This is a genomic window from Phytopseudomonas flavescens (assembly GCF_900100535.1).
GTDB lineage: Bacteria > Pseudomonadota > Gammaproteobacteria > Pseudomonadales > Pseudomonadaceae > Aquipseudomonas > Aquipseudomonas flavescens.
Map to the genome: position 1 here is coordinate 16,843 of NZ_FNDG01000010.1, position 24,282 is coordinate 41,124.

Sequence of the window (24,282 nt, forward strand, 5' to 3'; positions counted from 1 at the left end):
CATCTTCTGTTGGAACCAGCACAGCGGCCGTTCCGTTATGGGTTCTGACTCGCAAAAAACACTCAACCATCTCCACTGTCACGACTCTTACACACAAGAGGATGAAAATGCCTCCCCGTTGCGGCAGCAGGATGTCGTCGCGGGTCAGAACAAAACTGGATTAACGAGAGTCGTGTAATGAAATCGATCCCTGGAATGCTCGAAGGCGCAATGGCCGTCCGCTTCTATCAAAGTGTGAATGGCCCTTTCCCCATCGAAGTCGGCGCCGCCGTGCCTGGCTCAAGCATGTCCGCCATCGTCAAACCGACTGTCGAGTTGGCAATGCTCGACCCCATGAGTGAAGAGGAGCTTGGGCTGTCGCTTCTGGAAGCCGAAGCCACCGGGTTGCTGCCAGAAAAGGTCTGTGACCAGCTCAATGCTTTTCTCGGCGGCCGGCGTATAAACTGCACCAGCGCTGCCGAGGTGAAGGCGATCAACCATCTTTTTCAGGCCTGCGCGATCGAACGTGAGTTCGACCTGGCAACGCTGGCTGCTGCAGCGCTGTATCTGCCAGATGCGCTACCGGTCGACCAATATCCTGAAACTCTCGCTCGGGATCTATATATTTGCCTAACATTAAAAGCTTAATAGAACTGCTATAGCTATTTTTAATGTGTTTCGGAGAGTGGTGCACGATAATAAATATTCATATTGTGCTAATGATATTTTCTCAGAATTTACGTAAAATTAAATTGGTCACGTTTATAAAATTTAATGTGTATTTTTAAAGATAGTATTTATTAGTGGTATATTTTAGTAATTTCTATGAATGAAAGTATTTACTCTTTCCATTAACTCGACACGATTCTTGTCGCGAAATATTCGAGTTGCCATTTGAACGGGGTCTCCAAAAAAGAATCGCTCATAAAGTGTTTGTCTTCCGGCAAACGCGGATATCGAAACATCCCACGCTAGCCTGTATAAGTCAATTTTTTCGGCAGCTTCAAGCTTTTCTGTCTGGAAGTATTTTTCAATTTCCTCTTTTAATGGCCCGTTTAGATCTTCTTTAGTTGGTAGTGCTACTAATCCGCTCGCACCGATCTGCTGAACAATTTCAACCATTCTAGGGTATAAGCGAGGAAACATATATCTGGCAGCGTCTAGAGGATCCCAGTCAGGAACTAGCATGCCAAACGAGTTAGTTTTCGCCCCAGCCTCTGATGCGACTTTGAAAGCTTTCATAGCCTGCAGCCCAACCCAGATCTCGGCGGTTTTCTCATGAATATGCTGAAAACGATCCAATCCGGAACCATGTGTCATAAGGGAAATTAAACCTAAAAAAAACTCTGTTTTTACAATATTTTTGCATACTACTTGATATGAAATATGGGCGGTAGCCCCTGTTGCGTCGTAGAAACGATTGCAAATATCAATATCCCTATAACAAAAAACCCTTTCCCATGGTATAAAAACGTTATCAAAAATAGCTACCGCATCCATCTCTTCGAATCTGGAACTAAGAGGGTGATTGGTTTTGCCTAAACCATAATCAACAGAGTCTCGGCACAGAAACTTTAGACCCTTAGCCGTAGTTGGTATTGCAAACGCGAATGCATAGTCTTTGGTTGCTTCAGAGGTGTCCATTAAACGCGCAGGAAATACTGCGATCTCATCTGCAAATGGAAGTGTTGCCACAAGCCTTGCGCCACTTACGAAGAAGCCTGAGTCAGACTCTTTAGTAATATGAGCAGCTATCGTCGGGTCATTCTGAAGCGCTGGGCTAGCCTGGCGGTTTACTTTGGGGTTTAATAACGTATGAGTTAATGAAAGATCATTGTTTCGAATATAATTGAAGTAGTTAACTACGTTGTTTGAGAAGGTTTTTCCACCCGTGTCGAAAAAAGCCGAGCAACCAGCAAAAGATGCAATCGATCTATTCATATATGCGGGCTCCCTGCCTAGCATACCTTGGCTAAATTGCGCGCTTGCGGTTAGAGCTTTTCCAAGAGCATGCAGCTCACTCTTTTCTTTAGGGATAGAAAAAGTCCTACTGATTTTTCTATCCTCACTTGTTACAAGCATTATTTCGCTTCGTTTCCATTGGTAGTCATACAGCGAGGCTAGAGTCTCTATACCACCTCTTAAGGGGGCAAAATTTCTAACATCTTTCACTAGCTCACCCCTATACCAAATATTTGGAGGTGAACTTTCAATACGCCGCAGAAAATCTGATCCCCTTCTTGCTCCGCGGAACTCGCCTTGAAATGTTGTAAAGTCAGTCATTATTTCTCTGCTTCATTATTATTTATATCGTCGTAGCAAAGTGATGCAATTTGCCAGCGCCCGTGCAAAATAAGCCATAGCTCAAAAAACTTATATTCGTTTACTAATTCATTGTCTCTCGTCACTGAGGCAGATCCCGAGATGGTAGCCCAACCTGTGTGCTCTTGAGTTTGCGTGGTCGTCTCATTAAAAACAGTATCAGCAATTGGCACTTTTCTTCTGTTTCTCTCAATCAGAGACAATTGCTCTTTTTTTGACATCACAATTGCGCCCCGTTTAACAAAAAAGAAGGGCGACTCTACATGTGCTAGCCAATCCACGTCGCTTTTAAAATATGCATCAATCCATGCCTGCCTGACAACTTTAAGTGAAAAATTAGTCTTCATATTGTATTAGTACGTCTATTTGCTCAGAGATATCTTCCCATTTCCGCTCTAGTACGTCTCTGACCGCCATTAAGCCCTCATTGTATGCATGGACGCGTGCGAGTTTGTATAATTTCTCACTAAAACCCAAGATTTCCATATTTCCAGCCGAAATATCTAATTCGCTTGATAGTAAGGTTTGTACCTCCGAGGAAAATTTAACTAGGTTAAATTTCTCTGCATTCATATTGATTTGCTCCAATAATTAGGTAGTTTCAACTCGTGTTCTCCTATGTTTGCTTGTTCAAAAATTTTGCTAGTCAATAACTTGGCATCAAGGTTCTCAATGGCTTCAATAAGTCTCTGTTTTAGTTCGTTGCCGTCGTGTGCTTCTAAGCGACCACGAAAAAAACTATTAGCAGCTAGCTCATTGGCTATTAACCGCATGACGTCCAATCTTCTAGTGAAATCCATGCCAATTGTTACATGCAATGACAGATCCGATAGCGTTTCCACATTGTGCCAATAACCCGATGGTAAATAAATACCTCCGCCGCTAGGTAGGATTTCTATTTTTAAAGGTTTTCCTCTTGGCGGTGGCAGGTGAAAGCTTTTGTCACCACGGTTTGGTGACTGATACGTGGGTTCATGGATGGTCCATTGTTTGGTCCCATATATCTGAATTGCTAAAATGTCATGGTCATCGAAGTGGCAGCTGAAGCCGCTTGAACCCTTTGCTGATATATATAGATTTGCCCAGCTTCGACAACCGAGCATCTCGCTAATTTCTTTTACTAGAGTATTAACTGTAGGAAAAAATGCCTCGCATCGATCAATTATTATCGTCCCGCCAAGTGCTAAATTTTTATACAATACCCCAGGAATGATTTTTGCTAATTTTTCTCCTCGATCAGAATACGCATACCGTAAAAATCCACTATAACTTTTGCTGTATTCATTCTCAGCGCATGCAATTCTTATTCTAGGATAGTCGAGTACTCCGCTAGATAGAAGGGTGTTGGTATTTTCCCAAGTTACCAGTTGATCTACCTCTATGTGATTAAACTTATACGGCTGACTATGTAAAGCGTCTACGATAAATTCATCAAGCTTTAACATTCTCAGCATTTCCCTTTATCAAGATCAGTCCGTTTTCTTCGCGCATGGTGTGCTCATTTATTATGGGCTGTTTTCCGAATAAGTCAGTTGGGCGTTGGTGCATTATCACAAGTATGCATAGTGAGCGAGCTAAGCTTGAAATGATAAAAGCAAGTTCTAGAGCGGTTTCTTCATCGAGTCCTGCAAACGGTTCGTCAAGTATCAATAATTCACATTTTTGTAATAAGCCACGAGCTATGACTAGGCGTTGTCTTTCTCCCCCAGATAAAAGCCCTCCTTTTTCTCCTACTACATAGTCAATATTGCTAGCGAGCTTTTCTAGGCCAACGCTCAATAGCGTGTTTCTTATTTCATTATCGCTAGCATCACTCTTCCCATATCTTAGATTTTTAATCACGGACTCATTAAATATGATGGTGTCTTGAGATACGTAGCCTATCTTTTCAAGGAGTATGTTGGTTTTTATATTGCTTATGTCTATGGAGTTTAAGTAAGCTTGTTTTTCTTGAGTTTTTATTTCTCCTCTTATGGTGCGGGCAAGTGAGCTTTTACCTATTCCACTTGATCCTCGCAAGATATTTATCTCACCTTTGTTAATCAGTAACTCTCCTGTTATCGAGGGGGAGGTCACTGGGTTTGAATTGGGTAACTCAAGCTTAGTAAATGAAAATTTATGACTGTTGCCGCTGATATTGTATTTATCATCACCCAGGTTTTTGTCAATCCGTGGGGTTAGAGCTTCCGATACTCTGGCAAAGTCTATACCAGCGCGCAGAATATTTCGGTAATTAAAGCCAAGAGTATTTATTTGAGCAATTATTTGTGCAAGGCTAGTGGCCAGCATCACAACTATGCCTATAGATATTGCAGTTTCATTGTAATAAAAAAATAACAAGAAATAAGATGCCGCGGAGCACATTACGGCAGAGAGAGCGCTATCCATAAAAAGTTTTTTTGAATTCAGATTCTTCTTGTATTCTAAATCGTGCAATAAACTTTTATGTTGCTCGATTCTATTTGTCCGTACATTAGGAGAAATAACTCCAGTATTAATGAAGCTGTCATGCATGAAAGCGGCACACTGTCCGTCCGAATGGGCAATGTCCTTCATTATAGGCATTCTTTTTTTTGTTACATAAATAATGAAGTATGCATAAGTTCCAGCGAAAGCTAATAATGCTAAGCTGGCGCTGAAGTTTATGAATATCGCGGCCAAGACTGCAATGGATATTATTTCCAAGGCGATAGTCAACACAGATCTTATTGTGCCGTTCAAAAGCATTCTTACAGAATTTACTGCCTCCTGAAGTTTTTTTTGTAGCTCTCCAGAATTTTTGGCTTTGGATTCACTATGTTCTAGATCTACGACATATCCATACCATATATTCCTGATCTCATTTTCTATCTTGTTTGCGAGCATGCTCGCGACTAGAGTGCCGCCGCCTCCAGCGAGAGGTAGTAAAAATCTTTGTAGGGTAAAAAGCAGCACAAAAGTTACTAGTGCGCTTGGGTCATTGTTCTGCAAGCCATCTGCCAGCCACTTTAAAATCACACCAAAAGAAGTGTTTATAATGGCTGCTAAGCATGCAAGTATGAATATTCCTATTACATAGAATTTATATTTTTTTATAAGTGTGTGTAGATAATTTGACATGTCAGTCTTTGCGTTCCTTGATTGTTAGCTAGCAAACAGTCCCAGTCAGCGCAGCGCATAACTGGGGCTGACTCTCCGATATAGTAATTAATTAGCTATATAGGCTTCCAGAGTTGCAGCTACAATAAACGCCGCAGCCATGCCCACCACAGAACATTGATTGAGATTGGTGACGCAAGATTCCCTGAATAAGCTCTTTTGCGTCACTTTTTTTAACTGTCTCTAAATCAATTGGTGACCCAAGGCGATCAAGATCTCCATGGTAAATTGATCGTTGAAGCATGTTCATTCTCTCGGGCGAGTACCTATGGCTATAATCTACATACCATTTCTTCACGGTTTCAGTGCCGAATACTTCTTGGATAGTCTCGAGTTGTCTTTGAAGACGTCGTGATTTGTATTCATTTAAAGTCTCTCCTTTTGATGAAAGCTCTTTAATTTTTTGCGTCAAGTGCTCTGTACAAAAGGGGATATGGTGAAGCATTTTTCCAAAGAAACTCTTGCAAAAATTTTCGTAATCTAGGGTGAACATGATGAAGTGATGCCACATTTTATCAATCATCAATATAGGTTCATCTATTTCGAATTCTATGCAATTTTTTTGAGCAAGTGCCGATATGTAAAGGAATTTTTTCATTTCCTCGAAGATTTCTTTAGCCTCTTGTGTATCAACATCCCATTCATCTTTGAATTTTCCTATAACCCCACTGTGCTCGTATTTTTCCAGCTCCGTCGGATACGTGAAGTCTTGTCCTTTAAGATCCATCTTTAAGCTAGTATTCATAGCATGTCCCTTTAGATTTATATTGACCTGATCGCTAAAGATATAGCATATAGGCCAGTCTGAATGTACTGATGTTAAGCTTGAGCGCTAACTCAGCCCGACTAGGATATTTCTCTTGAATAGGATTTTTCCTCATTTTTTGTAACGGTGCATTTCTTGGGCGGCCTTTTACTCAGAGCAAGTCCCAGCCATGGCGGCCGCGGAAACTGAGTGCAACACCTGACCTTTCCGGTAAGGTGCGGCCGCATGAAATATCACGAATTCAGCATTGAAGAACGCGCCACGATCCAGGTGAGTCGGCTGCATGGCATGAGCCAGCGAGCCATTGCCAAAGCGCTGGGTCGCAATTGCTCCACGATCAGTCGTGAGTTGCGGCGTAATACGGGCGACAACGGCATCTATCATGCGCCTACGGCCCAGGGGCATATGCGCCAACGGCGTGTGGTATGCCGGCCTCCGAAGAAGCTGGTACCGGGCGCCGAGCTGTTTGAGTTGATCGTGCAGTTGCTGCGCGAGTACTTTTCTCCCTAACAGATTGCCGGCAAGCTGCGCAGCATGAATATTCCCAGCTTTGAAGATGCTTACGTTTGCCGCGAGACGATCTACAGCGCGGTGTATGCCTTGCCGGTGGACGAGCCGCACAAGGAACTGATCGCTTGCCTGCGGCAAGGTAAAAGTACGCGTAGACCGCGCACAGGTGCTGTCGATCGGCGTAACCAGATACCGGACATGATCAGCATCCAAGTCCGCCCGCCGGAGATCGAGGATCGCCTGATGCCTGGTCATTGGGAGGGTGACTTGATCAAAGGTAAGGCCAACGCCTCGTCGGTTGGTACGCTGGTCGAGCGCACCAGCGGCTATGTGATGCTTATCAAAATGAACGATGCCACGGCCACATCCGCGGTGGAAGGCTCAGCGCAGCGCTCAATCGCATGCCGCTGCCCGTGCGCAAAAGCATGACCTATGACCAAGGCCGGGAGATGACCCGACATGCTGAAATCACCCAGAAAACGGGGGTGGCGATCTACTTTTACGACCCTCACAGCCCCTGGCAGCGCCGGCAGTAACGAGAACATCAACGGCCTGATCCGCCAGTTCTTACCCAAAGGCAGGGACTTGTCGGGGTACAGCCAAGAGCAGCTGGATAGGTTTGCGTACTTGCTGAACATCCGCCCGCGTAAACGCTTCGACTGGAAGTGCCCTATTGAAGTCATGACACAGGTAATGGAAAAGATTACGGCAGTGAAACATGATGCGCCTGCGTCAATTCAATAACCGTATTGCACTCAGCTCCCGCATCCGCTCATCACACAAGTTTTTATATATAAAAAAGACTTATATATGCCACAACTTGAAAGGCATGACGGGCGGCGTGGATAGCATGCTGCGCGAGGTGCTGAGTGAGGTGGTTGGGATTTGGCGACGGCAAGGCGCCGAGCGCCAGTGGCTGGCGGCGACGCTGGATCTGCCCGGCCTGCGTTATGCGGTTTCGCCCGACGCCTCGACGACTGGTTGAGCAGCCGCGGCGCCCAGCGTCTCGGCGAGCGTATCGAGGTGGACGGCGATGACGAGCAGGCGCTGCTCGGTTGGCAGCGGCAACTGGCCGAGTTGACCGGGGTGCAGCCGCTACCCGTGCAACAGGTGCCCTTCGATGGCTGGACGCTGCACGAGCGTACCTGCCTCAACCCCCTCGGCCAGGGCCAGAGCACCTGGCTGATCGGCCTGCAGCCGCCGCCCGCTACCACCTGGGAGGCGGGGGATATCCTGGAGATTCTGCCGCGCAACGGCCAGGCCCAGGTTGCCCGCTGGCTGCACGAACATGGTTTGCAGGCGCTGGAGTCGGTGCTCGTCGAGTCATCCGGCCATACCCTGGGCGAGGCACTGAGCGCCCGCCAACTGCCGTGCAGCGCCAGCCACCTGGTCGGCCTGCACGCCCAGGCGCTGCTCGAGGCGCTGGTGCCGCTGCCGAGCCGCGAATACTCCATCGCCTCCTTGCCCGAGGACGGCAAGCTGGAGCTGATCGTGCGTCAGCAACGGCTGGCCACGGGTGAGCTGGGAGTCGGTTCCGGCTGGTTGACCGAGCACCTGCCCCTGGCCGGACACCTGCTGGCGCGGATACGGCGCAACAGCAATTTCCATGTGCCGGTGGATGACCGGCCGCTGATCCTGATCGGCAACGGCACCGGCCTGGCCGGCCTGCGCAGCCTGCTCAAGGCACGTATCGGCGCCGGGCACGCGCGTAACTGGCTGCTGTTCGGCGAGCGCAATGCCGAACACGATTTCTACTGCGCTGCCGAGCTGCAGGGCTGGTCGGACGACGGCCTCCTGCAGCGCCTCGACCTGGCGTTCTCGCGGGATCAGGCACAGCCCGTGTACGTGCAGGACCGTCTGCGTGAAGCAGCTGAGGAGCTACGTGCGTGGATCGCCGATGGCGCTGCCGTCTATGTGTGCGGCAGCCTGCAGGGCATGGCGGCGGGGGTGGATCAGGTGTTGCGTGAGGTGCTGGGCGAGGCGGTGGTCGAGGAGCTAGTGGAGCAGGGACGGTATCGGCGGGATGTGTACTGAGGGCTTGCTCTGTATTTATGGGCAAGTGCTGAAGTGGGTGTGGTCTGTGCGCTAATCGCGGGCATGGACTAGGCGTCCCCACCCGCTCTCACCGTTGAGCTGACCTTCTGACCGGCTGCTGTATTCGTCACTCTGGCTGCCTGAGTTGCCGGGCGCAGCGTGCTGCTGCGCCCGACGTGCGGTCAGAGAAACTGCTCGGCGTGATGGCAGGCCACTTCGCGGCCATCGAGCGGGCGCAGTAGTGGAAGTTCGATCTGGCAGCGTTCGGTAGCGTAGGGGCAGCGCTTGTGGAAGGCACAACCCGATGGCGGGTTCAGCGGATTGGGCAGTTCGCCGACGATCTTGATCTTCGGCGTGTCCGGGTTCGGGTGGATGGTCGGCGTGGCCGACAACAGCGCCTTGGTGTACGGATGCAGCGGGCGCTCGTAGAGGCGCTCGCTGGGGCCGATCTCCGCCGGGCGGCCGAGGTACATGACCAGCACGTCGTCGGCGACGTGGCGCACCACCGAGAGGTTGTGGGAAATGAACACGTAGCCGGTCCTGAATTCTTCCTGCAGGTCCATGAACAGGTTGAGCACCTGGGCCTGGATCGACACGTCCAGCGCCGAGGTCGGCTCATCGGCCACCAGCACCTTGGGGGTGAGCATCATGGCGCGGGCCAGGGCGATACGCTGGCGCTGGCCGCCGGAGAACATGTGCGGGTAGCGCTGGTAATGCTCGGGGCGCAGGCCGACCTGGCTCATCATCGCCTGCACCCTGTCGCGACGCTCCAGGCGTGACAGGCCGGTGTTGATGAGCAGCGGCTCCGCCAGCTGGTCGCCGATCTTCTGCCGTGGGTTGAGCGAGGCATAGGGGTTCTGGAAGACCATCTGCACGTCGCGGCGCAATTGCTTGCGGGTCTGCCGGCTGGCCCCGGCGACCTCCTGGCCGGCGATCTGCAGTGAACCCGAGGAGGGCTCCTCGATCAGCGTCAGGGCGCGGGCCAGGGTGGATTTGCCGCAGCCGGACTCACCGACCACGGCCAGGGTCTTGCCGGCTTGCAGTTCGAAGGACACGCCATTGAGCGCCTGCACCGTGGCACTGGGCTTGAACAGCCCCTGGGACACGGAATAGTGGCGCGTCAGTTGGCGTGCGGTCAGGACGGTCGTCATCACGCCACCTCGGCATTCAGGTTGAGCGGGAAATGGCAGCGCACCGCGCCACGCTCGTGGGCTTCAAGAGCCGGGCGGCGCTCATGGCAGCTCGGCTGCACGTAAGGGCAGCGCGGCGACAGCAGGCAGCCCTGCGGCCGGTCGTAACGGCCTGGCACGATGCCGGGCAGGGTCGACAGGCGCTTGGCACCCAGGCTGTGTTCGGGGATCGCCTTGATCAGCGCTTCGCTGTACGGGTGGGTGGGCGCATCGAACAAAGCCGGCACCTGGCCCAGTTCCACGGCCTGGCCGGCGTACATCACGCAAACCCGATTGGCGGTTTCGGCGACCACGGCCAGATCGTGGGTGATCAGCACCAGGCCCATGTTCTGCTCGCGTTGCAGGTCGAGCAGCAGCGCCATGATCTGCGCCTGGATGGTCACGTCCAGGGCGGTGGTGGGTTCGTCGGCGATCAGCAGCTTGGGCTCGGCAGCGATCGCCATGGCGATCGCCACGCGCTGGCTCATGCCGCCGGACAGCTGGTGCGGGTAGGCGTCGAGGCGACTGGCCGCAGCGGGGATTTCCACCCGTTCGAGCAATTGCAGGGCGCGCTGGCGAGCTGTCTTGCCCCTGAGGCCGAGGTGCTGGCGCAGCACTTCCTCGATCTGGAAGCCGACGGTGAAGCTGGGGTTGAGCGCCGTCATCGGGTCCTGGAAGATCATCGACAGGTCCTTGCCGACGATGTGCCGACGCTGGCGGCCCTTGAGGGTGAGCATGTCGCTGCCGTCGAAGAGCAGGCGATCGGCACGGACGATGCCCGGGGCGTCGATCAGGCCCATCAGCGCCATCATGGTCACCGACTTGCCGGAGCCGGACTCGCCGACGATGGCCAGCACCTCGCCCTTGTCGACGTTCAGGTCGAGGCCATCGACCACCGGCACGGCGCTGGCGTCGCCGAAGCGCACGCTCAGGTTGCGGATTTCCAGTAGGCTCATCGGGCGGCCTCCATCGGGTAGCGAGGTGCGGCCATGGTGGATGAGAAAATCGTCATCCACCCTACGGGCAGCCTCGAACGGGAGCGTAGGGTGGACGACGCTTCACTCGTCCACCGGGGCATTGGCACGGATTGGAGGTTGTTCATGGTGACCTCCTCAGCTCGCGTTCTTGAGCTTGGGGTCCAGCGCATCGCGCAGGCCGTCGCCCATCAGGTTGATCGCCAGCACGCTGAGCAGGATCGCCAGCCCCGGCAGGGTCACCACCCACCAGGCGCGCTCGATGTAGTCACGCGCCGAGGCCAGCATGGTGCCCCACTCGGGGGTTGGCGGTTGTACGCCGAGGCCCAGGAAGCCCAGGGCGGCGGCGTCGAGGATCGCCGAGGAAAAGCTCAGGGTGGCCTGCACGATCAGCGGTGCCATGCAGTTGGGCAGCACGGTGATGAACATCAGCCGTGGCAGGCTGGCGCCGGCCAGGCGTGCAGCGGTGACGTAGTCGCGGTTCAGCTCGCCCATCACCGCAGCGCGGGTCAGGCGCACGTAGGAGGGCAGCGAGACGATGGCGATGGCGATCACCGTATTGATCAGACCGGGGCCGAGAATGGCGACGATGGCCACCGCCAGCAGCAGCGACGGCAGCGCCAGCATGATGTCCATCAGACGCATGATCGACGGGCCCATCAGGCGCGGGAAGAAACCCGCCACCAGGCCCAGCAGCAAACCGGGGATCAGCGAGATGACCACCGAGGCGAGGCCGATCAGCAGCGACAGCCGTGCCCCATGGATCAGCCGCGAGAGCAGGTCGCGGCCCACCTCGTCGGTGCCCAGAATGAACTGCCATTGCCCGCCTTCGAGCCACACCGGCGGCGTCAGCAGGGCATCGCGGAACTGCTCGCTGGGTGAATAGGGGGCGATCCAGGGCGCGAACAATGCGCAGAACACGATCAGGATCATGAAGCCGAGCCCGGCGACGGCGCCCTTGTTGTGGCTGAAGGCGCTCCAGAACTCCTTCAGTGGCGAGGGGTAGACCAGGCTCTGGTCGAGAGGTGCGGTGGATGTCGAGGTCACGGGCGCACCTCATTCTCTTGTAGGGTGGACGACGCTTTATCCGTCCACCACTGAGGTTTACTGATGGTGGATGAAAACAGCGTCATCCACCCTACGGACTGGCGAGAGGTGTTGGTATCAGTGGCCATTCATGACTCCGGAGAATCGGTTCATGGCCTCGCGAGCTAGCGCGAGGCAAGGAAAAATTCGTCGTGAGAGCGGAGTTGGCTGTAGCCAATGAGCATCTCGAGATGGATTTTGACGCGGCATCGCCGACGCGCAGCAGGTCATGGCCGGTTCTCAACGCTGGTGGCGGATGCGCGGATTGGCCAATCCATAGAGGATGTCCACCACGAAGTTGACCAGGATGACCAGGCAGGCGATCAGCAGGATGCCGTTCTGCACCACCGGATAGTCACGGGCGCCTATGGACTCGATCAGCCATTTGCCGATGCCCGGCCAGGAGAAGATGGTCTCGGTCAGCACGGCGCCGGCCAGCAGTGTGCCAACCTGCAGGCCGAACACCGTCAGCACCGGGATCAGCGCGTTGCGCAGGCCGTGCACGAACACCACGCGGGCTGGTGACAGGCCCTTGGCGCGGGCGGTGCGCACGTAGTCTTCGCGCAGCACCTCGAGCATCGCCGAGCGGGTCATGCGGGCGATCACCGCCAGCGGGATGGTGCCCAGCACGATGGCGGGCAGAATCAGGTGGCGCAGGGCATCGACGAACGCCCCCTGCTCGTCGGAGAGCAGGGTATCGATGAGCATGAAACCGGTCACCGGCTGGATGTCGTAGAGCAGGTCGATGCGCCCGGACACCGGAGTCCAGCCCAGCCACACCGAGAAGAACATGATCAGCAGCAGCCCCCACCAGAAGATCGGCATCGAGTAGCCGGTCAGGGAGATGCCCATCACCCCGTGATCGAACAGCGAACCGCGTTTGAGTGCCGCGATCACCCCGGCGATCAGCCCCAGGGTGCCCGCGAACAACAGGGCGGCCAGGGTCAGCTCGAGGGTGGCGGGGAACAGCGTGGTGAACTCGTCCCACACCGGTGTGCGGGTGCGCAGCGATTCACCCAGGTCACCCCGCGCCAACTGGCCGATGTAGTCAAGGTACTGGGCGTACAGCGGCTTGTTCAGACCCAGGCGCTCCATGGCCTCGGCGTGCATCTGCGGGTCGACCCGGCGCTCGCCCATCATCACCTCCACCGGGTCGCCGGGGATCATGCGAATCAGGGCGAAGGTCAGCAGGGTGACGCCGAAGAAGGTCGGAATCAGCAGGCCCAGGCGGCGTGCGATGAAACTCAGCATGGGGGTGGATAACTCCTCATCAGGGCAATATCGAACAGCCCGGGAATTTCTGGCGATTCCTCGGTTACTTGCAGGGTAGCTGTTCGGCCGCGACATGATTCGGGTGGGTACCCGAACCACGTCGTTGCAGGACGGTTGCGCGACACGCTATCAGTCGTTGCTCACGCCGATGAAGCTGTTGCGACCGAAGGGGCTGATCTGGAAGCCTTTGACGCTGCTGCGCATCGGCTGGTAGACCGTGGAGTGGGCGATCGGCGTGATCGGCACTTCGCGCTTGAGAACCACCTGGGCCTGGCGATACAGCTCGCTGCGCTGCGTCTGGTCGGTGACGCGCTTGGCCGCCACCACCAGCTTGTCGTACTCGGCATCGCACCACTTGGAGAAGTTGTTGCCGTCGACCGAGGCGCAGCCGTACAGGGTGCCCAGCCAGTTGTCGGGGTCACCGTTGTCACCGGTCCAGCCGATCAGCATGGCGTCGTGCTCGCCGGCATGGGCGCGCTTGATGTACTCGCCCCATTCGTAGCTGACGATACGTGCCTTGATGCCGACCTTGGCCCAGTCGCTCTGCAGCATTTCGGCCATCAGGCGGGCGTTGGGGTTGTACGGGCGCTGCACGGGCATGGCCCACAGGGTGATTTCGGTGCCTTCCTTGACGCCGGCGGCCTTGAGCAGTTGCCTGGCCTTTTCCGGGTCGTAGGCGGCGTCCTTGATCGACTCGTCGTAGGACCACTGGGTGGGCGGCATACCATTGACGGCCAACTGCCCGGCGCCCTGGTAAACCGCGTCGATGATCGCCTGCTTGTTGACTGCCATGTCCAATGCCCGACGCACCTCGAGCTTGTCGAATGGCGCACGGGTGACGTTGTAGGCGATGTAGCCGAGGTTGTAACCCGGCTCGGTCGGTACGTTGAGGTTCTTGTCCGCCTGCAGGCCCTTGAGGTCGGCAGGACGGGGGTTGAGGGTGACCTGGCATTCGCCGGCGCGCAGCTTCTGGGCACGCACCGAGGCATCGGTGTTGATCGAGAAGATCAGGTTGTCGATCTTCACCATCTCCGGGGCCCAGTATTGCTTGTTGCCCTTGAAGCGGATCACCGCGTCCTTCTGGTAGCGGCTGAACACGAACGGGCCGGTGCCGATCGGTTTCTGGTTGATGTCCGCGGCCTTGCCGGCCTTGAGCAACTGGTCGGCGTACTCGGCCGAATGCACGGCGGCGAAGTTCATCGCCAGGTTCTGCACGAAGGCGGCGTCCACGGCGTTGAGGGTGAAGATCACGGTCTTGTCGTCGGTCTTCTCGACCTTGGCGATGTTCTTGTCCAGGCCCATGTCGGTGAAGTACGGGAACTCGCTGGGGTAGGCCTTGCGGAACGGGTGGTTGCGATCGAGCATGCGCTGGAAGGTGAACAGCACGTCGTCGGCGTTGAAGTCGCGGGTCGGCTTGAAGTACTCGGTGGTGTGGAACCTGACCCCTTCGCGCAGGTGGAAGGTGTAGGTCAGGCCGTCTTCGCTGATGTTCCACGAACTGGCCAGGGAGGGTTGCGCCTTGGTGCCGCCACGCTCGAATTCCGCCAGGCGGTTGAAGATGGTTTCCGAGGCCGCATCGAAGTCGGTGCCGGTGGTGTACTGGCCGGGGTCGAAACCGCCCGGGCTACCTTCGGAGCAATACACCAGGTTACTGGCGTGTGCGAACGAAGCACTGGTGAGCAGTCCTGCGGTGAGCAGAGCCTTGCACAAGGGAGACATGCGCATGCGAACCTCTTTTTCTTTTTGTTCGCGCCGGGGTGTAGCGCGAGCTCGGAATGCGGTGAAAGCGGATAGCCCACCGGGTCAGGCTCGAAATTAAGTCATGCTGAAATTCCGGTCAACAAAAATTAAGCAGCACTAACATTGCGCATAATTGCCCTGAATTGGGGCGGAAATCACTCGCTGGTGGGGCGATCGTCGAACAGGGCCATGGTGGTCATGGTCAGCACCTCGGCGGGGGCATCCGTGGCATTGGCCAGGCGATGCAGCTTGCCGGCATCGAAGTGCACCGAATCGCCCGGCCCGAGCGGGTAGTCGCGGCCCTCGATGGTGTAGACGATCTGCCCGGCCAGTACGTAGGAGAACTCCACGCCTTCGTGGGCGATCAGTTCCGACTGGTAGCCCACCGGGATGTTCATCTTCACGGCATTGATCGAGTTGCCGGGAAACGAACTGGATAACCGCTCGTAGGCCAGCAACTGGCCGCCCACGGTGTAGCGCACCCGCTCGTTGACGTGGGAATCGGGTTGCGCCTGGGCGGGCTGGTCGAACAGGGCGTTGAGGGGGATGTTCAGGGATTTGGCGATACTCGCCAGGGACGACAGCGACACCCCGGTGAGGTTGCGTTCCGCCTGGGACAGGAAGCTCGCGGTCAGGCCGGCATCGGCGGCTACCTGATTGAGGGTCTTGCCGGCGGCCCGCCGGTAGCGGCGCAAGCGTTCGCCGATGCGATCTGCGGTCATGAAGGGGGCTCGCTGTTCGAATCGCCGCAGTATACCCATGAGATACAAGGACTTCAGCTTGAACGTCAGAGGCTTTTTAAGTGCTGCTAAAAAAGACTTTGACCAAAATTTAAGTTGCACTTAAATTTTGCCCCGGTATACGGCCGGCCGACGATGCCCGTTGCAGGCCTGAGAAGAGGATGCGCAGATGACACTGGGAGTGGGCGGCAGCACGCCGGAGCAGGCCTTGGCGCGCCTGCAGGATATGACAGGCGGGACCTCGCCGATCAGCGAAGACGAGTACCGGGGCCGCATCGCACGTGCTCAATCCTTGATGCGCGAGCAAGGTATCGCCGCGCTGTTCGTGTCGGCAGGCAGCAATCTGCAGTACTTCACCGGTGTGAAGTGGAACCCCAGCGAGCGCATGGTAGGGGCGATTCTGCCTGCCGACGGCGTACTCGAATACCTGGCTCCGACCTTCGAAGAAGGCACCGTGCTCGACTTCCAGGTCGTGCCGGGTGTGATCAATACCTGGGAAGAGCATGAGAGTCCCTACGGATTGCTGATCAGTTGCCTGCAACGCCTCGTGATTTCGCCCAGTGATGGTGCGCAGCCTCGGGTAGGTCTTTGTTCTTCCTTGCCTTTTTTCATGTACGACGGCCTGCGCCAACTGACCGACGGTTATCGTTTCGTCGATGCCGGGTTGATCACCACGGCCTGTCGGCAGCATAAATCGGCGGCGGAAATCGCCTTGATGCAGCGTGCCAAGGACATGACCCTGGACGTGCACAAGGCCGCTGCGAGCATCCTCCACGAGGGCATCAGTACCCTTGAGGTGGCCGAGTTCATCCGTCAGGCTCATCGCAAGGTCGGTGCACCGGGCTCGGTCTTCTGCATCGTGCTGTTCGGGCCGGCGAGCGCGTTTCCTCACGGGGTCAAGCATGCGCAGTATCTGAAGGACGGTGACATGGTGCTGATCGACACCGGCTGCCAGGTGCACGGCTACCTGTCGGACATCACCCGCAGCTACGTGTTCGGCACGCCCAGCACGCGCCAGCGCGCGTTCTGGAACCAGGAGAAGGCCGCCCAGCAAGCGGCGTTCGAGGCCGCCATCCTGGGTGCGCCTTGCTCATCGGTGGACGCCGCAGCGCGCCGCAGCCTGGAGGCCGCCGGGCTGGGCCCGGGCTACGAGCTGCCAGGCCTGTCGCACCGTACTGGCCACGGCATCGGCCTGGACATCCACGAGGGGCCGTATCTGGTCGGTGGCGACGACACCCCGCTGGCCGAGGGCATGTGCTTCAGCAACGAGCCGATGATCTGCGTGCCCGGCGAGTTCGGCATCCGCCTGGAGGATCACTTCTACATGACCGCCAACGGCCCGCGCTGGTTTACCCAGCCGAGCCATTCGCTGGACGACCCGTTCGGTCTGGGTGCGTAACCCACTCTTGGAAACGGAAACGCCCGGCCAATTGGCCGGGCGTTTTCCTTAGGGGCTGGATTACTCGATGCTCACACCGTAGAAGGAGTTGATGCCGAAGGGGCTGATCTTGAAGTCCTTAACCCGCGTGCTCATCGGCTGGTACACCGTGGAGTGGGCGATGGGGGTGCTCTGCACGTCGGCCTTGAGCAGCTGCTGGGCCTGCTTGTAGAGCACCGTGCGCGCTTCGCGGTCGTTGATCGCCTTGGCCTTTTTCAGCAGCCCGTCGAACTCCTTGTTGCACAGGCGGCTGTAGTTGTTGCCGCCGATGGCGTCGCAGCCGTACAGCACGCTCAGCCAGTTGTCCGGGTCACCGTTGTCGCCGGTCCAGCCGATCAGCAGGGCGTCGTGCTCGCCGGCCTTGGCGCGCTTGTTGTACTCGCCCCACTCGTAGCTGACGATGCGCGCCTTGATGCCGATCTTGGCCCAGTCGGCCTGGAGCATCTCGGCCATCAGTTTGGCGTTGGGGTTGTACGGGCGCTGCACGGGCATGGCCCACAGGGTGATTTCGGTGCCTTCCTCGACGCCGGCGGCCTTGAGCAGTTGCTTGGCCTTTTCCGGGTCGTAGGGGCTGTCCTTGATGGTGTCGTCGTAGGACCACTGGGTCGGCGGCATGCCGTTCACCGCCACCTGGCCCGCGCCCTGGTACACGGCATTGATGATCGCCTGCTTGTTGACCGCCATGTCCATGGCCTGACGCACCTCGAGCTTGTCGAACGGCTTGTGCTCGGTGTTGTAGGCCAGGTAGCCGAGGTTGAAACCGGCCTGGTCGGGCATCTGCAGCTTGGCATCCTTCTTCAGGGTTTCCAGGTCGGCAGGCCGTGGGTAGACGCTGACGTGGCACTCGCCGGCGCGCAGCTTCTGCATGCGTACGGACGGGTCGGTGTTGATGGCGAAGATCAGGTTGTCGATCTTCACGTCTTCGGGTTTCCAGTACTCCTTGTTGCCCTTGTAGCGGATCTGCGCGTCCTTCTGGTAACGGCTGAACACGAACGGGCCGGTGCCGATGGGCTTCTGGTTGATGTCCGAGGCCTTGCCGGCCTTGAGCAACTGGTCGGCGTACTCGGCGGAGTGGATCGACGCGAAACTCATGGCCATGTTCTGGATGAAGGCCGCATCGACGGCGCTCAGGGTGAAGCGCACGGTGTGCGCGTCGACCTTCTCGAGTTTGGCGATGTTCTTGTCCATGCCCATGTCGGTGAAGTAGGGGAACTCGGTGGGGTATGCCTTGCGGAATGGATGCTCCCGGCTGAGCATGCGGTTGAAGGTGAACAGCACGTCGTCGGCGTTGAACGCGCGGCTCGGCTTGAAGTACTCGGTGGTGTGGAATTTCACCCCCTCGCGCAGGTGGAAGGTATAGGTGAGGCCGTCTTCGCTGATGTCCCACTTTTCCGCCAGGCCCGGGACCACGGCGGTACCGCCGCGCTCGAACTGCGACAGGCGGTTGAAGACGGTTTCCGCACCCGCGTCGAAGTCGGTGCCGGTGGTGTAGAGCCCGGGGTCGAAGCCGGCCGGGCTGCCTTCGGAGCAGAACACCAGGTTGCTGGCGGCGCTGGCGAACGGGGCGCTGGCGATCAGACCGGCGGCGACAAAAGCCTGGATGAAGGCGTTCTTGTGCATGGTTACCTCATGTCTATTGTGTTTTTTCGTGAGGGGTCTGCTGCAGGAAAACAGGGCGTGTCAGATCGTGACCGGCCTGCCTTAACCCTAGACCTTGTTGCACGCTATGCACGGGATGTGCCGAAACCGGTCGGGATATGGCAATGGGGGTGCGACGCTGGTCGCAACCCCATGACGGGATTCGCCGAGCGGGCTCGGCGCGGGGGTTGGGCTTGGCTTACATCTGCACTTCGATCACGCCGTCGGCGCTGAGGGTCACCTGGCTGGTACCCGCTTCCACTTCCGGTGCCACGCTGTCGCTGGAGAACGACGAGGCTTTCATGGCTTGCAGGCGCATGGGCGGGCGCGCGAAGCCGCCGCCGTTGAGGCCCAGGCTGACCAGCTTGTAGGATTTGCCGCCCAGCGCTTCGGTGGTCAGCTGGGCGCGCTCCTTGAAGGCTGCGACGGCGTCCTTGATCAGCGCGTCTTCCTCTTTCTTGCGCGTCGCGTCAGCGATGCTGAAGCTCATGCCGCCCATCTTCAGGGTCTTGAGCAGGTCGCCGGTAAGTGTCGAAAGCGTGGCGAAGTCGGCGCTTTCCAGGCGGATCTCGGCGCGCTCGCGCCAGGCGCTGATGTCCTCGCCCTTCTCACCGTAGACCGGGTAGCTGTTGCGGCTGCCCTGGGACACGCTCACGCCTTTCACGTCGCGGGCCTGGGTCAGGCCGGCATTGAGGGTGCGGGTGATCTCTGCAGCGAGGGCGGCGGGATCGGTGTTCTGGGCTTCGGTGTACAGGGTGACCTGCATCAGGTCATGGGCCACTTCGTGACTGACCTGGGTGCTCAGCGAGACCTGGTTGTAGCGTGGCTCGTCGGCCTGGGCGGTGATGCTGAGCAGGCCGGTCGTGGTGAGGGCCAGGGCGGTGGCGAGGCGGGACAGTGGCTGCATGGCGGTTCCTTATCGATTACGGGCACGGATGAAAGCCGTGTTCATCAGGTTAGACGAGGCGGCCTGGGGAATCGGGTCAAGGCCATCGGAAAAAACATCCGCCCTTCCCAGGGCACTGTTTTCGGCAGGTGATTTTTTCTCGGGCGGCGGGGCGACAATCATCGTACGACTGCGGCGCGTTGCCGCATCAGGCCGTCGACGGGCTTGGTTATACTCGCCGGGCCTGCCCACGAGCATAAAGGAGTATCGATGCTCGCCCCCGTACAACTGCTGTCGGCCAGTCGCCAGAACCTCTGGCGCCTGACCCTGATTCGCTTCCTCGTGCTGGCGGCGCAGGCCGGTTCGGTCGGTCTGGCCTACAAGTCCGAGCTGCTGCCGCTGCCCTGGATGCAACTTAGCATCACCCTGGGCGCTTCGCTGGTGCTGTGCCTGCTCACGGCCGTTCGCCTGCGCGGGCCCTGGCCGGTGACCGAGGCCGAGTACGGCATCCACCTGGGATTCGACCTGATCATCCACAGCGTGCTGCTGTATTACTCCGGTGGCTCGGCCAACCCCTTCGTCTCCTATTACCTGGTGCCGCTGACCATCGCCGCGGCGACGCTGCCCTGGCTGTTCACCATGATCCTCGGCGGCATGGCGCTGGCCTCTTACACCCTGTTGCTGGTGTGGTCGCACCCGCTGCAACTGCCGGTCGGGCCGCGGGAGAGCCTGCTGGTCTACGGCATGTGGCTGAGTTTCGCCCTGGCCGCGGGGCTGATCACCTTCTTCGTCGCCAAGATGGCCGAGGAACTGCGCCAGCAGGAAAAACTGCGTGCCGAGCGCCGTGAGGAGGGCATGCGCGATCAGCAGTTGCTGGCCGTGGCCACCCAGGCCGCCGGGGCCGCCCACGAGCTGGGTACGCCCCTGGCGACCATGAGCGTGCTGATCAAGGAACTGCGCCGCGAGCACCAGAACCCGCTGCTGCAGGAAGACCTGGCGCTGCTTCAGGAGCAGGTCAAGCTGTGCAAGGAAACCCTCCAGCAACTGGTGCGCGCCGCCGAAGCGGATCGCCGTCAGGCGGTGGTGGAGATGTCCTCGGTGGCCTGGCTGGAGAGCACCCTGAATCGCTGGCACCTGATGCGCCCCGAAGCCAGCTATCGTTACGAGTGCCTGGGGGTTGGCAAGCCGCCGCCGTTGATGCCGCCGGCGGACCTCAGCCAGGCGCTGCTCAACCTGCTCAACAATGCCGCCGATGCCTGCCCGGAGAACCTGGAAATCTGCCTGGACTGGGATCACCAGTGGGTACGCCTGAGCATACGGGACTACGGCGCGGGTGTACCCTTGGCGATTGCCGAGCAACTGGGGCGGCCGTTCTTCACCACCAAAGGCAAGGGCAAGGGGTTCGGCCTCGGGCTGTTCCTCAGCCAGGCCAGCGTGACCCGTGCCGGTGGCACGGTGAAGCTGTATAACCATGAAGAAGGCGGCACGCTCACCGAGCTCAAGCTGCCAAGGGCTTACGTTCGGGCCTGAGTTAAGGAGTGATGTGATGAGTGACGAAGCGCTGCTGGAAAGTGAAGAACAACCCCATCTGCTGCTGGTCGATGACGATCCCACCTTCACCCGGGTGATGGCGCGGGCCATGAGCAGCCGTGGACTGCGCGTCTCGACCGCCGCCTCTGCCGAGGAAGGCCTGGCGCTGGCCAGCCAGGACGTGCCGGATTACGCCGTGCTCGACCTGAAGATGGAAGGCGACTCGGGCCTGGTGCTGCTGCCCAAGCTGCTGGAGCTGGATGCCGAAATGCGCGTGGTGATCCTCACCGGCTATTCGAGCATCGCCACCGCGGTGGAGGCCATCAAGCGCGGCGCCTGCAACTACCTGTGCAAACCGGCGGATGCCGACGACGTGCTCGCCGCGCTGCTGACCCAGCATGCCGACCTCGACACCCTGGTGCCGGAGAACCCGATGTCGGTGGACCGCCTGCAGTGGGAGCACATCCAGCGCGTGCTGGCCGAGCACGAAGGCAACATCTCGGCCACTGCCCGTGCCCTCGGCATGCATCGCCGGACCCTGCAGCGCAAGCTGCAGAAGCGACCGGTTCGCCGATAACGCGGCCTCAAGCCTCAGGCTGCAAGTAAAAGAAAGTTCGCTGGCTGAGCGACGCTGGTGGGCATGCGCTTTTCTCGGTCAGGGCAGCGTCGCAATGCCGCTCGTCTGCCCCTGGCAACCATGGGCCGTTTCTTGCGTTTCAAAGCTTGAAGCTTGCCGCTGCCTTTACGACTATCATTAGCACGCTATCAACGTGCCTGGGTTTCAGGCACGTTGTCGTGCCACCTTCCTGCTCCCTGGACACCCATGCTCGCCGTGCTTCAGCAAACCCTCGGCATTACCGCGCCGGTCTTTTCCATGCTGTTTCTCGGCGTGGCGCTCAAGCGGCTGCGCTGGATCGACGATGACTTCATCGGCACCGCGTCGTCCCTGGTGTTCCGCGGCACCATGCCGACCCTGCTGTTTCTCAGCATCATCGGCGCGGACCTCAATGCGGCGCTGCAGCCCAGGCTGATCGGCTACTTCGTGCTCGCCACCCTGGTCAGCTTCGTGGTCGCCTGGGGCTGGGCCATCTGGCGCTGCCCGATGGCCGACCGCGGCATCTACACCCAGGGTGCCTTTCGAGGTAACAACGGCATCGTCGGCCTGGCGCTGGCCACCAGCATGTACGGCGACTACGGCCTGTCGGTGGGGGCGGTGCTCGGTGGCGTGGTAATCCTCTGCTATAACGTGCTGTCGGCCATCGTCCTGGCGATCTACAGCCCGAACATGAAGGCCGACCCCTGGACGCTATGCAAGAGCATCTTCAGCAACCCGCTGATCATCGGCGTACTGGCGGCCATCCCGTTCGCCTACTGGCAGATCCCGCTGCCGCACTGGATGCTGGTGTCCGGCGAGTACTTCGCGCAGATGACCCTGCCGCTGGCGCTGATCTGCATCGGCGGTACCCTGTCGCTGACCTCGCTGCGCGAAAGCAGCGGCGTGGCGCTCGGGTCGAGCATGATGAAGATGGTCTGGCTGCCGCTGTTCGCGACGCTCGGGGCCTGGGCCTGCGGTTTTCGTGATGCCGACCTGGCCATCCTCTTCCTCTACTTCGCCAGCCCTACGGCGGCGGCGAGTTTCGTCATGGCGCGGGCGGTGAACGGCAACTACCAACTGGCCGCCGCGATCATCGTGATCACCACCCTGGCAGCGGTGGTCACCACCAACGTCGGTTTGCTGCTGTTGCAGTGGGCAGGATGGATCTAGCGCATCGATAGCGTCCGCTTCAGCCCGCCAATGGCATGTTCACATCGGCAATCCGAACCAGTCGGGTAGAAGGCGCCTGACCTGCACGACCCGAATCGGTCACCCTTTCACGGTAGCGATGGCGGATGAAAAGAGCGTCATCCACCCTGCGCAAGGCGCGTGCTGCCGGGGTGGATTCAGCGCGCCAGATGTTCGCATCGCCAGCCCACTCCCGCCCTTCATCGAGCCCGCCCTTGTGATCCAGTGCCTATTCGCACGCTCCACGATTGTTAGTTGCGGGGTAACTGGTTAGCATCGTCGGCTGGCGTGTAACTTCATGTGACAGCCTCTTGGCGGCGGATCGTCCATGAAGCGCTATCACCTGTGACGTAACGTGCGGATGCCAGGCTGTGCAGCCTGAGCCGGCACAAGGAGTGCAGTGCAGTGGTTCGTCCCTCTTCGCGACGAAGGTCGTTTCGGCTCGTTCGGGCCTGTGCCTGGCTGGCGCGTCGCCTGCCGCTGCTGTGCGTCGCCCTGGTGCCTGCCGTGAGCCTGGCCGAGCCCTCCGTATCCCTGCAAGGCCCCAGCGGTGGCTGGCGTTACCACGGTCTCAATGACGCCGACACGCAGGCCCGCGTCGCTTACCCGACGCCACCCATCGACCGTGGCGCCCAGCGTGGCCGCAGCCTGATCGAGGGGACTCTGCAGAACATCGGCCAGTTGCGCCCGCCCCATCGGCTGGTGGTCAATGGCAACCCACTGCCGCTGTATACCGACGAGCAGGGTCGTTTCGCCCGGCCCTATGCCTTCGGTGCCGGCTCCAACAGCGTCGAGCTGGTGGCAGGCGAGGGGCAGTCGCGGGGGCGCATTCAGTTCTATGAAGCCAACGACCTGCGCACGCCGGCGCGCATGCGTATCGTACTGGGCTGGGACGATCCCAAGGCCGAGCTTGACCTGCACGTGGTCACCCCGGATGGTCAGCACGCCTTCTGGAGTCGGCCGGTGCTGAGCAATGGCGGTGGCCTGGATGTCGACAGCGTCGATGGCCCCGGCCCGGAAATGTTCACCATGACCGCGCCGCTGCAGGGCACCTATCTGATCTACGTGAACTATTGGGGCAACCTGGGCAGCGGTGGTTACAACTTCGAGGCTGGCAGCAACCAGAACGAGATCATCACTGCGCAGATCAACCTGGTCTTCAACGAGAACACCGTCAACGAAAAGCGCGAGACGTTCCTGGTGCCGCTACGCGCCATTGGCGAGCTGCTTTTCGTCAAATCTTTCAATTATTGAACCCGATGCTCGGATGAACTGGG

Annotated in this window: 21 protein-coding genes and 1 pseudogene; 9 read left to right on the forward strand and 13 right to left on the reverse strand. The window is 58.0% G+C overall.

Features of this window, described 5'->3' with window-relative positions:
- Window positions 1–177: 177 nt before the first annotated feature.
- Window positions 178–627 carry a hypothetical protein gene (locus tag BLR94_RS14145; RefSeq protein ID WP_084306581.1) on the forward strand — a complete coding sequence of 150 codons (450 nt, stop codon included), beginning with the start codon at window positions 178–180 and terminating at the stop codon, window positions 625–627.
- A gap of 165 nt (window positions 628–792) precedes the next feature.
- Here the strand turns inward: BLR94_RS14145 and hpaB are convergent, their stop codons facing one another.
- From hpaB to BLR94_RS14170, 5 genes are all read right to left on the reverse strand, one after another.
- Complete coding sequence (gene hpaB / locus BLR94_RS14150) at window positions 793–2,262, reverse strand: 4-hydroxyphenylacetate 3-monooxygenase, oxygenase component (protein ID WP_084306582.1); 1,470 nt, start codon at window positions 2,260–2,262, stop codon at window positions 793–795.
- Complete coding sequence (locus tag BLR94_RS27175; protein ID WP_139207452.1) at window positions 2,262–2,648, reverse strand: hypothetical protein; 387 nt, start codon at window positions 2,646–2,648, stop codon at window positions 2,262–2,264. Before BLR94_RS27175 ends, hpaB begins: the two co-directional genes overlap by 1 nt.
- Before the next feature lie 222 nt (window positions 2,649–2,870).
- Window positions 2,871–3,746, reverse strand: a complete 876-nt coding sequence (locus BLR94_RS14160; protein ID WP_167359759.1) for a JmjC domain-containing protein — start codon at window positions 3,744–3,746, stop codon at window positions 2,871–2,873.
- Window positions 3,733–5,400 carry an ATP-binding cassette domain-containing protein gene (locus tag BLR94_RS14165; protein ID WP_084306586.1) on the reverse strand — a complete coding sequence of 556 codons (1,668 nt, stop codon included), beginning with the start codon at window positions 5,398–5,400 and terminating at the stop codon, window positions 3,733–3,735. The genes BLR94_RS14160 and BLR94_RS14165 overlap by 14 nt, the downstream gene beginning before the upstream one ends.
- Before the next feature lie 91 nt (window positions 5,401–5,491).
- Window positions 5,492–6,184, reverse strand: a complete 693-nt coding sequence (locus tag BLR94_RS14170) for a glycine-rich domain-containing protein (protein WP_084306587.1) — start codon at window positions 6,182–6,184, stop codon at window positions 5,492–5,494.
- Between the two features lie 246 nt (window positions 6,185–6,430).
- Between BLR94_RS14170 and BLR94_RS14175 the strand changes: the two are divergent.
- The 3 genes and pseudogenes from BLR94_RS14175 (at window position 6,431) to BLR94_RS14180 (ending at window position 8,749) form a co-directional block, all read left to right on the forward strand.
- Window positions 6,431–7,459 (forward strand): annotated as a pseudogene (locus BLR94_RS14175) (IS30 family transposase).
- Complete coding sequence (locus tag BLR94_RS27180; RefSeq protein ID WP_139207453.1) at window positions 7,434–7,700, forward strand: hypothetical protein; 267 nt, start codon at window positions 7,434–7,436, stop codon at window positions 7,698–7,700. The pseudogene BLR94_RS14175 and the gene BLR94_RS27180 overlap by 26 nt, the downstream one beginning before the upstream one ends.
- On the forward strand, window positions 7,697–8,749 hold the full coding sequence (locus BLR94_RS14180; RefSeq protein WP_244158177.1) for a ferredoxin reductase domain-containing protein: 1,053 nt from the start codon (window positions 7,697–7,699) through the stop codon (window positions 8,747–8,749). Before BLR94_RS27180 ends, BLR94_RS14180 begins: the two co-directional genes overlap by 4 nt.
- 182 nt (window positions 8,750–8,931) lie before the next feature.
- Here BLR94_RS14180 and BLR94_RS14185 read toward each other — a convergent pair whose 3' ends face one another.
- From BLR94_RS14185 to BLR94_RS14210, 6 genes are all read right to left on the reverse strand, one after another.
- On the reverse strand, window positions 8,932–9,900 hold the full coding sequence (locus BLR94_RS14185; protein ID WP_084306589.1) for a peptide ABC transporter ATP-binding protein: 969 nt from the start codon (window positions 9,898–9,900) through the stop codon (window positions 8,932–8,934).
- Window positions 9,900–10,874: an ABC transporter ATP-binding protein gene (locus tag BLR94_RS14190; protein ID WP_084306590.1), complete on the reverse strand. Its 975-nt coding sequence runs from the start codon at window positions 10,872–10,874 to the stop codon at window positions 9,900–9,902. Before BLR94_RS14190 ends, BLR94_RS14185 begins: the two co-directional genes overlap by 1 nt.
- Before the next feature lie 156 nt (window positions 10,875–11,030).
- On the reverse strand, window positions 11,031–11,939 hold the full coding sequence (locus tag BLR94_RS14195) for an ABC transporter permease subunit (protein WP_084306591.1): 909 nt from the start codon (window positions 11,937–11,939) through the stop codon (window positions 11,031–11,033).
- Window positions 11,940–12,218: 279 nt separating this feature from the next.
- On the reverse strand, window positions 12,219–13,229 hold the full coding sequence (locus BLR94_RS14200; RefSeq protein ID WP_084306592.1) for an ABC transporter permease subunit: 1,011 nt from the start codon (window positions 13,227–13,229) through the stop codon (window positions 12,219–12,221).
- Between the two features lie 150 nt (window positions 13,230–13,379).
- Complete coding sequence (locus BLR94_RS14205) at window positions 13,380–14,975, reverse strand: ABC transporter substrate-binding protein (RefSeq protein WP_084306593.1); 1,596 nt, start codon at window positions 14,973–14,975, stop codon at window positions 13,380–13,382.
- Between the two features lie 170 nt (window positions 14,976–15,145).
- A complete protein-coding gene (locus tag BLR94_RS14210) occupies window positions 15,146–15,712 on the reverse strand; it encodes a cupin domain-containing protein (protein WP_084306595.1) in 567 nt (188 codons plus the stop codon).
- A 187-nt stretch (window positions 15,713–15,899) separates the two neighbouring features.
- Here BLR94_RS14210 and BLR94_RS14215 point away from each other — a divergent pair, with 187 nt between their 5' ends.
- Entirely contained in the window at window positions 15,900–17,129 is a 1,230-nt protein-coding gene (locus BLR94_RS14215) for a M24 family metallopeptidase (RefSeq protein WP_084306597.1), read from the forward strand.
- Window positions 17,130–17,189: 60 nt separating this feature from the next.
- Here the strand turns inward: BLR94_RS14215 and BLR94_RS14220 are convergent, their stop codons facing one another.
- Window positions 17,190–18,788, reverse strand: a complete 1,599-nt coding sequence (locus BLR94_RS14220; RefSeq protein ID WP_084306599.1) for an ABC transporter substrate-binding protein — start codon at window positions 18,786–18,788, stop codon at window positions 17,190–17,192.
- A gap of 217 nt (window positions 18,789–19,005) precedes the next feature.
- A complete protein-coding gene (locus BLR94_RS14225; RefSeq protein WP_084306601.1) occupies window positions 19,006–19,713 on the reverse strand; it encodes an SIMPL domain-containing protein in 708 nt (235 codons plus the stop codon).
- 249 nt (window positions 19,714–19,962) lie between these two features.
- On the opposite strand from BLR94_RS14225, the gene BLR94_RS14230 reads away from it, so the two are divergent.
- The 4 genes from BLR94_RS14230 (at window position 19,963) to BLR94_RS14245 (ending at window position 24,259) form a co-directional block, all read left to right on the forward strand.
- Window positions 19,963–21,222 (forward strand): ATP-binding protein, encoded by a 1,260-nt coding sequence (locus BLR94_RS14230; protein WP_084306603.1) that lies wholly within the window; start codon window positions 19,963–19,965, stop codon window positions 21,220–21,222.
- Window positions 21,223–21,238: 16 nt separating this feature from the next.
- Complete coding sequence (locus tag BLR94_RS14235; protein WP_084306605.1) at window positions 21,239–21,799, forward strand: response regulator transcription factor; 561 nt, start codon at window positions 21,239–21,241, stop codon at window positions 21,797–21,799.
- Window positions 21,800–22,045: 246 nt separating this feature from the next.
- Complete coding sequence (locus tag BLR94_RS14240; RefSeq protein WP_084306607.1) at window positions 22,046–22,987, forward strand: AEC family transporter; 942 nt, start codon at window positions 22,046–22,048, stop codon at window positions 22,985–22,987.
- 480 nt (window positions 22,988–23,467) lie between these two features.
- Complete coding sequence (locus tag BLR94_RS14245) at window positions 23,468–24,259, forward strand: YfaP family protein (protein WP_084306857.1); 792 nt, start codon at window positions 23,468–23,470, stop codon at window positions 24,257–24,259.
- Window positions 24,260–24,282: the final 23 nt, after the last annotated feature.

Coding starts and splice junctions, on each gene's coding strand:
- BLR94_RS14145 (WP_084306581.1), top strand. CDS start 178: ATGAAATCGATCCCTGGAATGCTCGAAGGCGCAATGGCCGTCCGCTTC.
- hpaB (WP_084306582.1), bottom strand. CDS start 2,262: ATGACTGACTTTACAACATTTCAAGGCGAGTTCCGCGGAGCAAGAAGG.
- BLR94_RS27175 (WP_139207452.1), bottom strand. CDS start 2,648: ATGAAGACTAATTTTTCACTTAAAGTTGTCAGGCAGGCATGGATTGAT.
- BLR94_RS14160 (WP_167359759.1), bottom strand. CDS start 3,746: ATGTTAAAGCTTGATGAATTTATCGTAGACGCTTTACATAGTCAGCCG.
- BLR94_RS14165 (WP_084306586.1), bottom strand. CDS start 5,400: ATGTCAAATTATCTACACACACTTATAAAAAAATATAAATTCTATGTA.
- BLR94_RS14170 (WP_084306587.1), bottom strand. CDS start 6,184: ATGAATACTAGCTTAAAGATGGATCTTAAAGGACAAGACTTCACGTAT.
- BLR94_RS27180 (WP_139207453.1), top strand. CDS start 7,434: ATGATGCGCCTGCGTCAATTCAATAACCGTATTGCACTCAGCTCCCGC.
- BLR94_RS14185 (WP_084306589.1), bottom strand. CDS start 9,900: ATGACGACCGTCCTGACCGCACGCCAACTGACGCGCCACTATTCCGTG.
- BLR94_RS14190 (WP_084306590.1), bottom strand. CDS start 10,874: ATGAGCCTACTGGAAATCCGCAACCTGAGCGTGCGCTTCGGCGACGCC.
- BLR94_RS14200 (WP_084306592.1), bottom strand. CDS start 13,229: ATGCTGAGTTTCATCGCACGCCGCCTGGGCCTGCTGATTCCGACCTTC.
- BLR94_RS14205 (WP_084306593.1), bottom strand. CDS start 14,975: ATGCGCATGTCTCCCTTGTGCAAGGCTCTGCTCACCGCAGGACTGCTC.
- BLR94_RS14210 (WP_084306595.1), bottom strand. CDS start 15,712: ATGACCGCAGATCGCATCGGCGAACGCTTGCGCCGCTACCGGCGGGCC.
- BLR94_RS14215 (WP_084306597.1), top strand. CDS start 15,900: ATGACACTGGGAGTGGGCGGCAGCACGCCGGAGCAGGCCTTGGCGCGC.
- BLR94_RS14220 (WP_084306599.1), bottom strand. CDS start 18,788: ATGCACAAGAACGCCTTCATCCAGGCTTTTGTCGCCGCCGGTCTGATC.
- BLR94_RS14225 (WP_084306601.1), bottom strand. CDS start 19,713: ATGCAGCCACTGTCCCGCCTCGCCACCGCCCTGGCCCTCACCACGACC.
- BLR94_RS14230 (WP_084306603.1), top strand. CDS start 19,963: ATGCTCGCCCCCGTACAACTGCTGTCGGCCAGTCGCCAGAACCTCTGG.
- BLR94_RS14235 (WP_084306605.1), top strand. CDS start 21,239: ATGAGTGACGAAGCGCTGCTGGAAAGTGAAGAACAACCCCATCTGCTG.
- BLR94_RS14240 (WP_084306607.1), top strand. CDS start 22,046: ATGCTCGCCGTGCTTCAGCAAACCCTCGGCATTACCGCGCCGGTCTTT.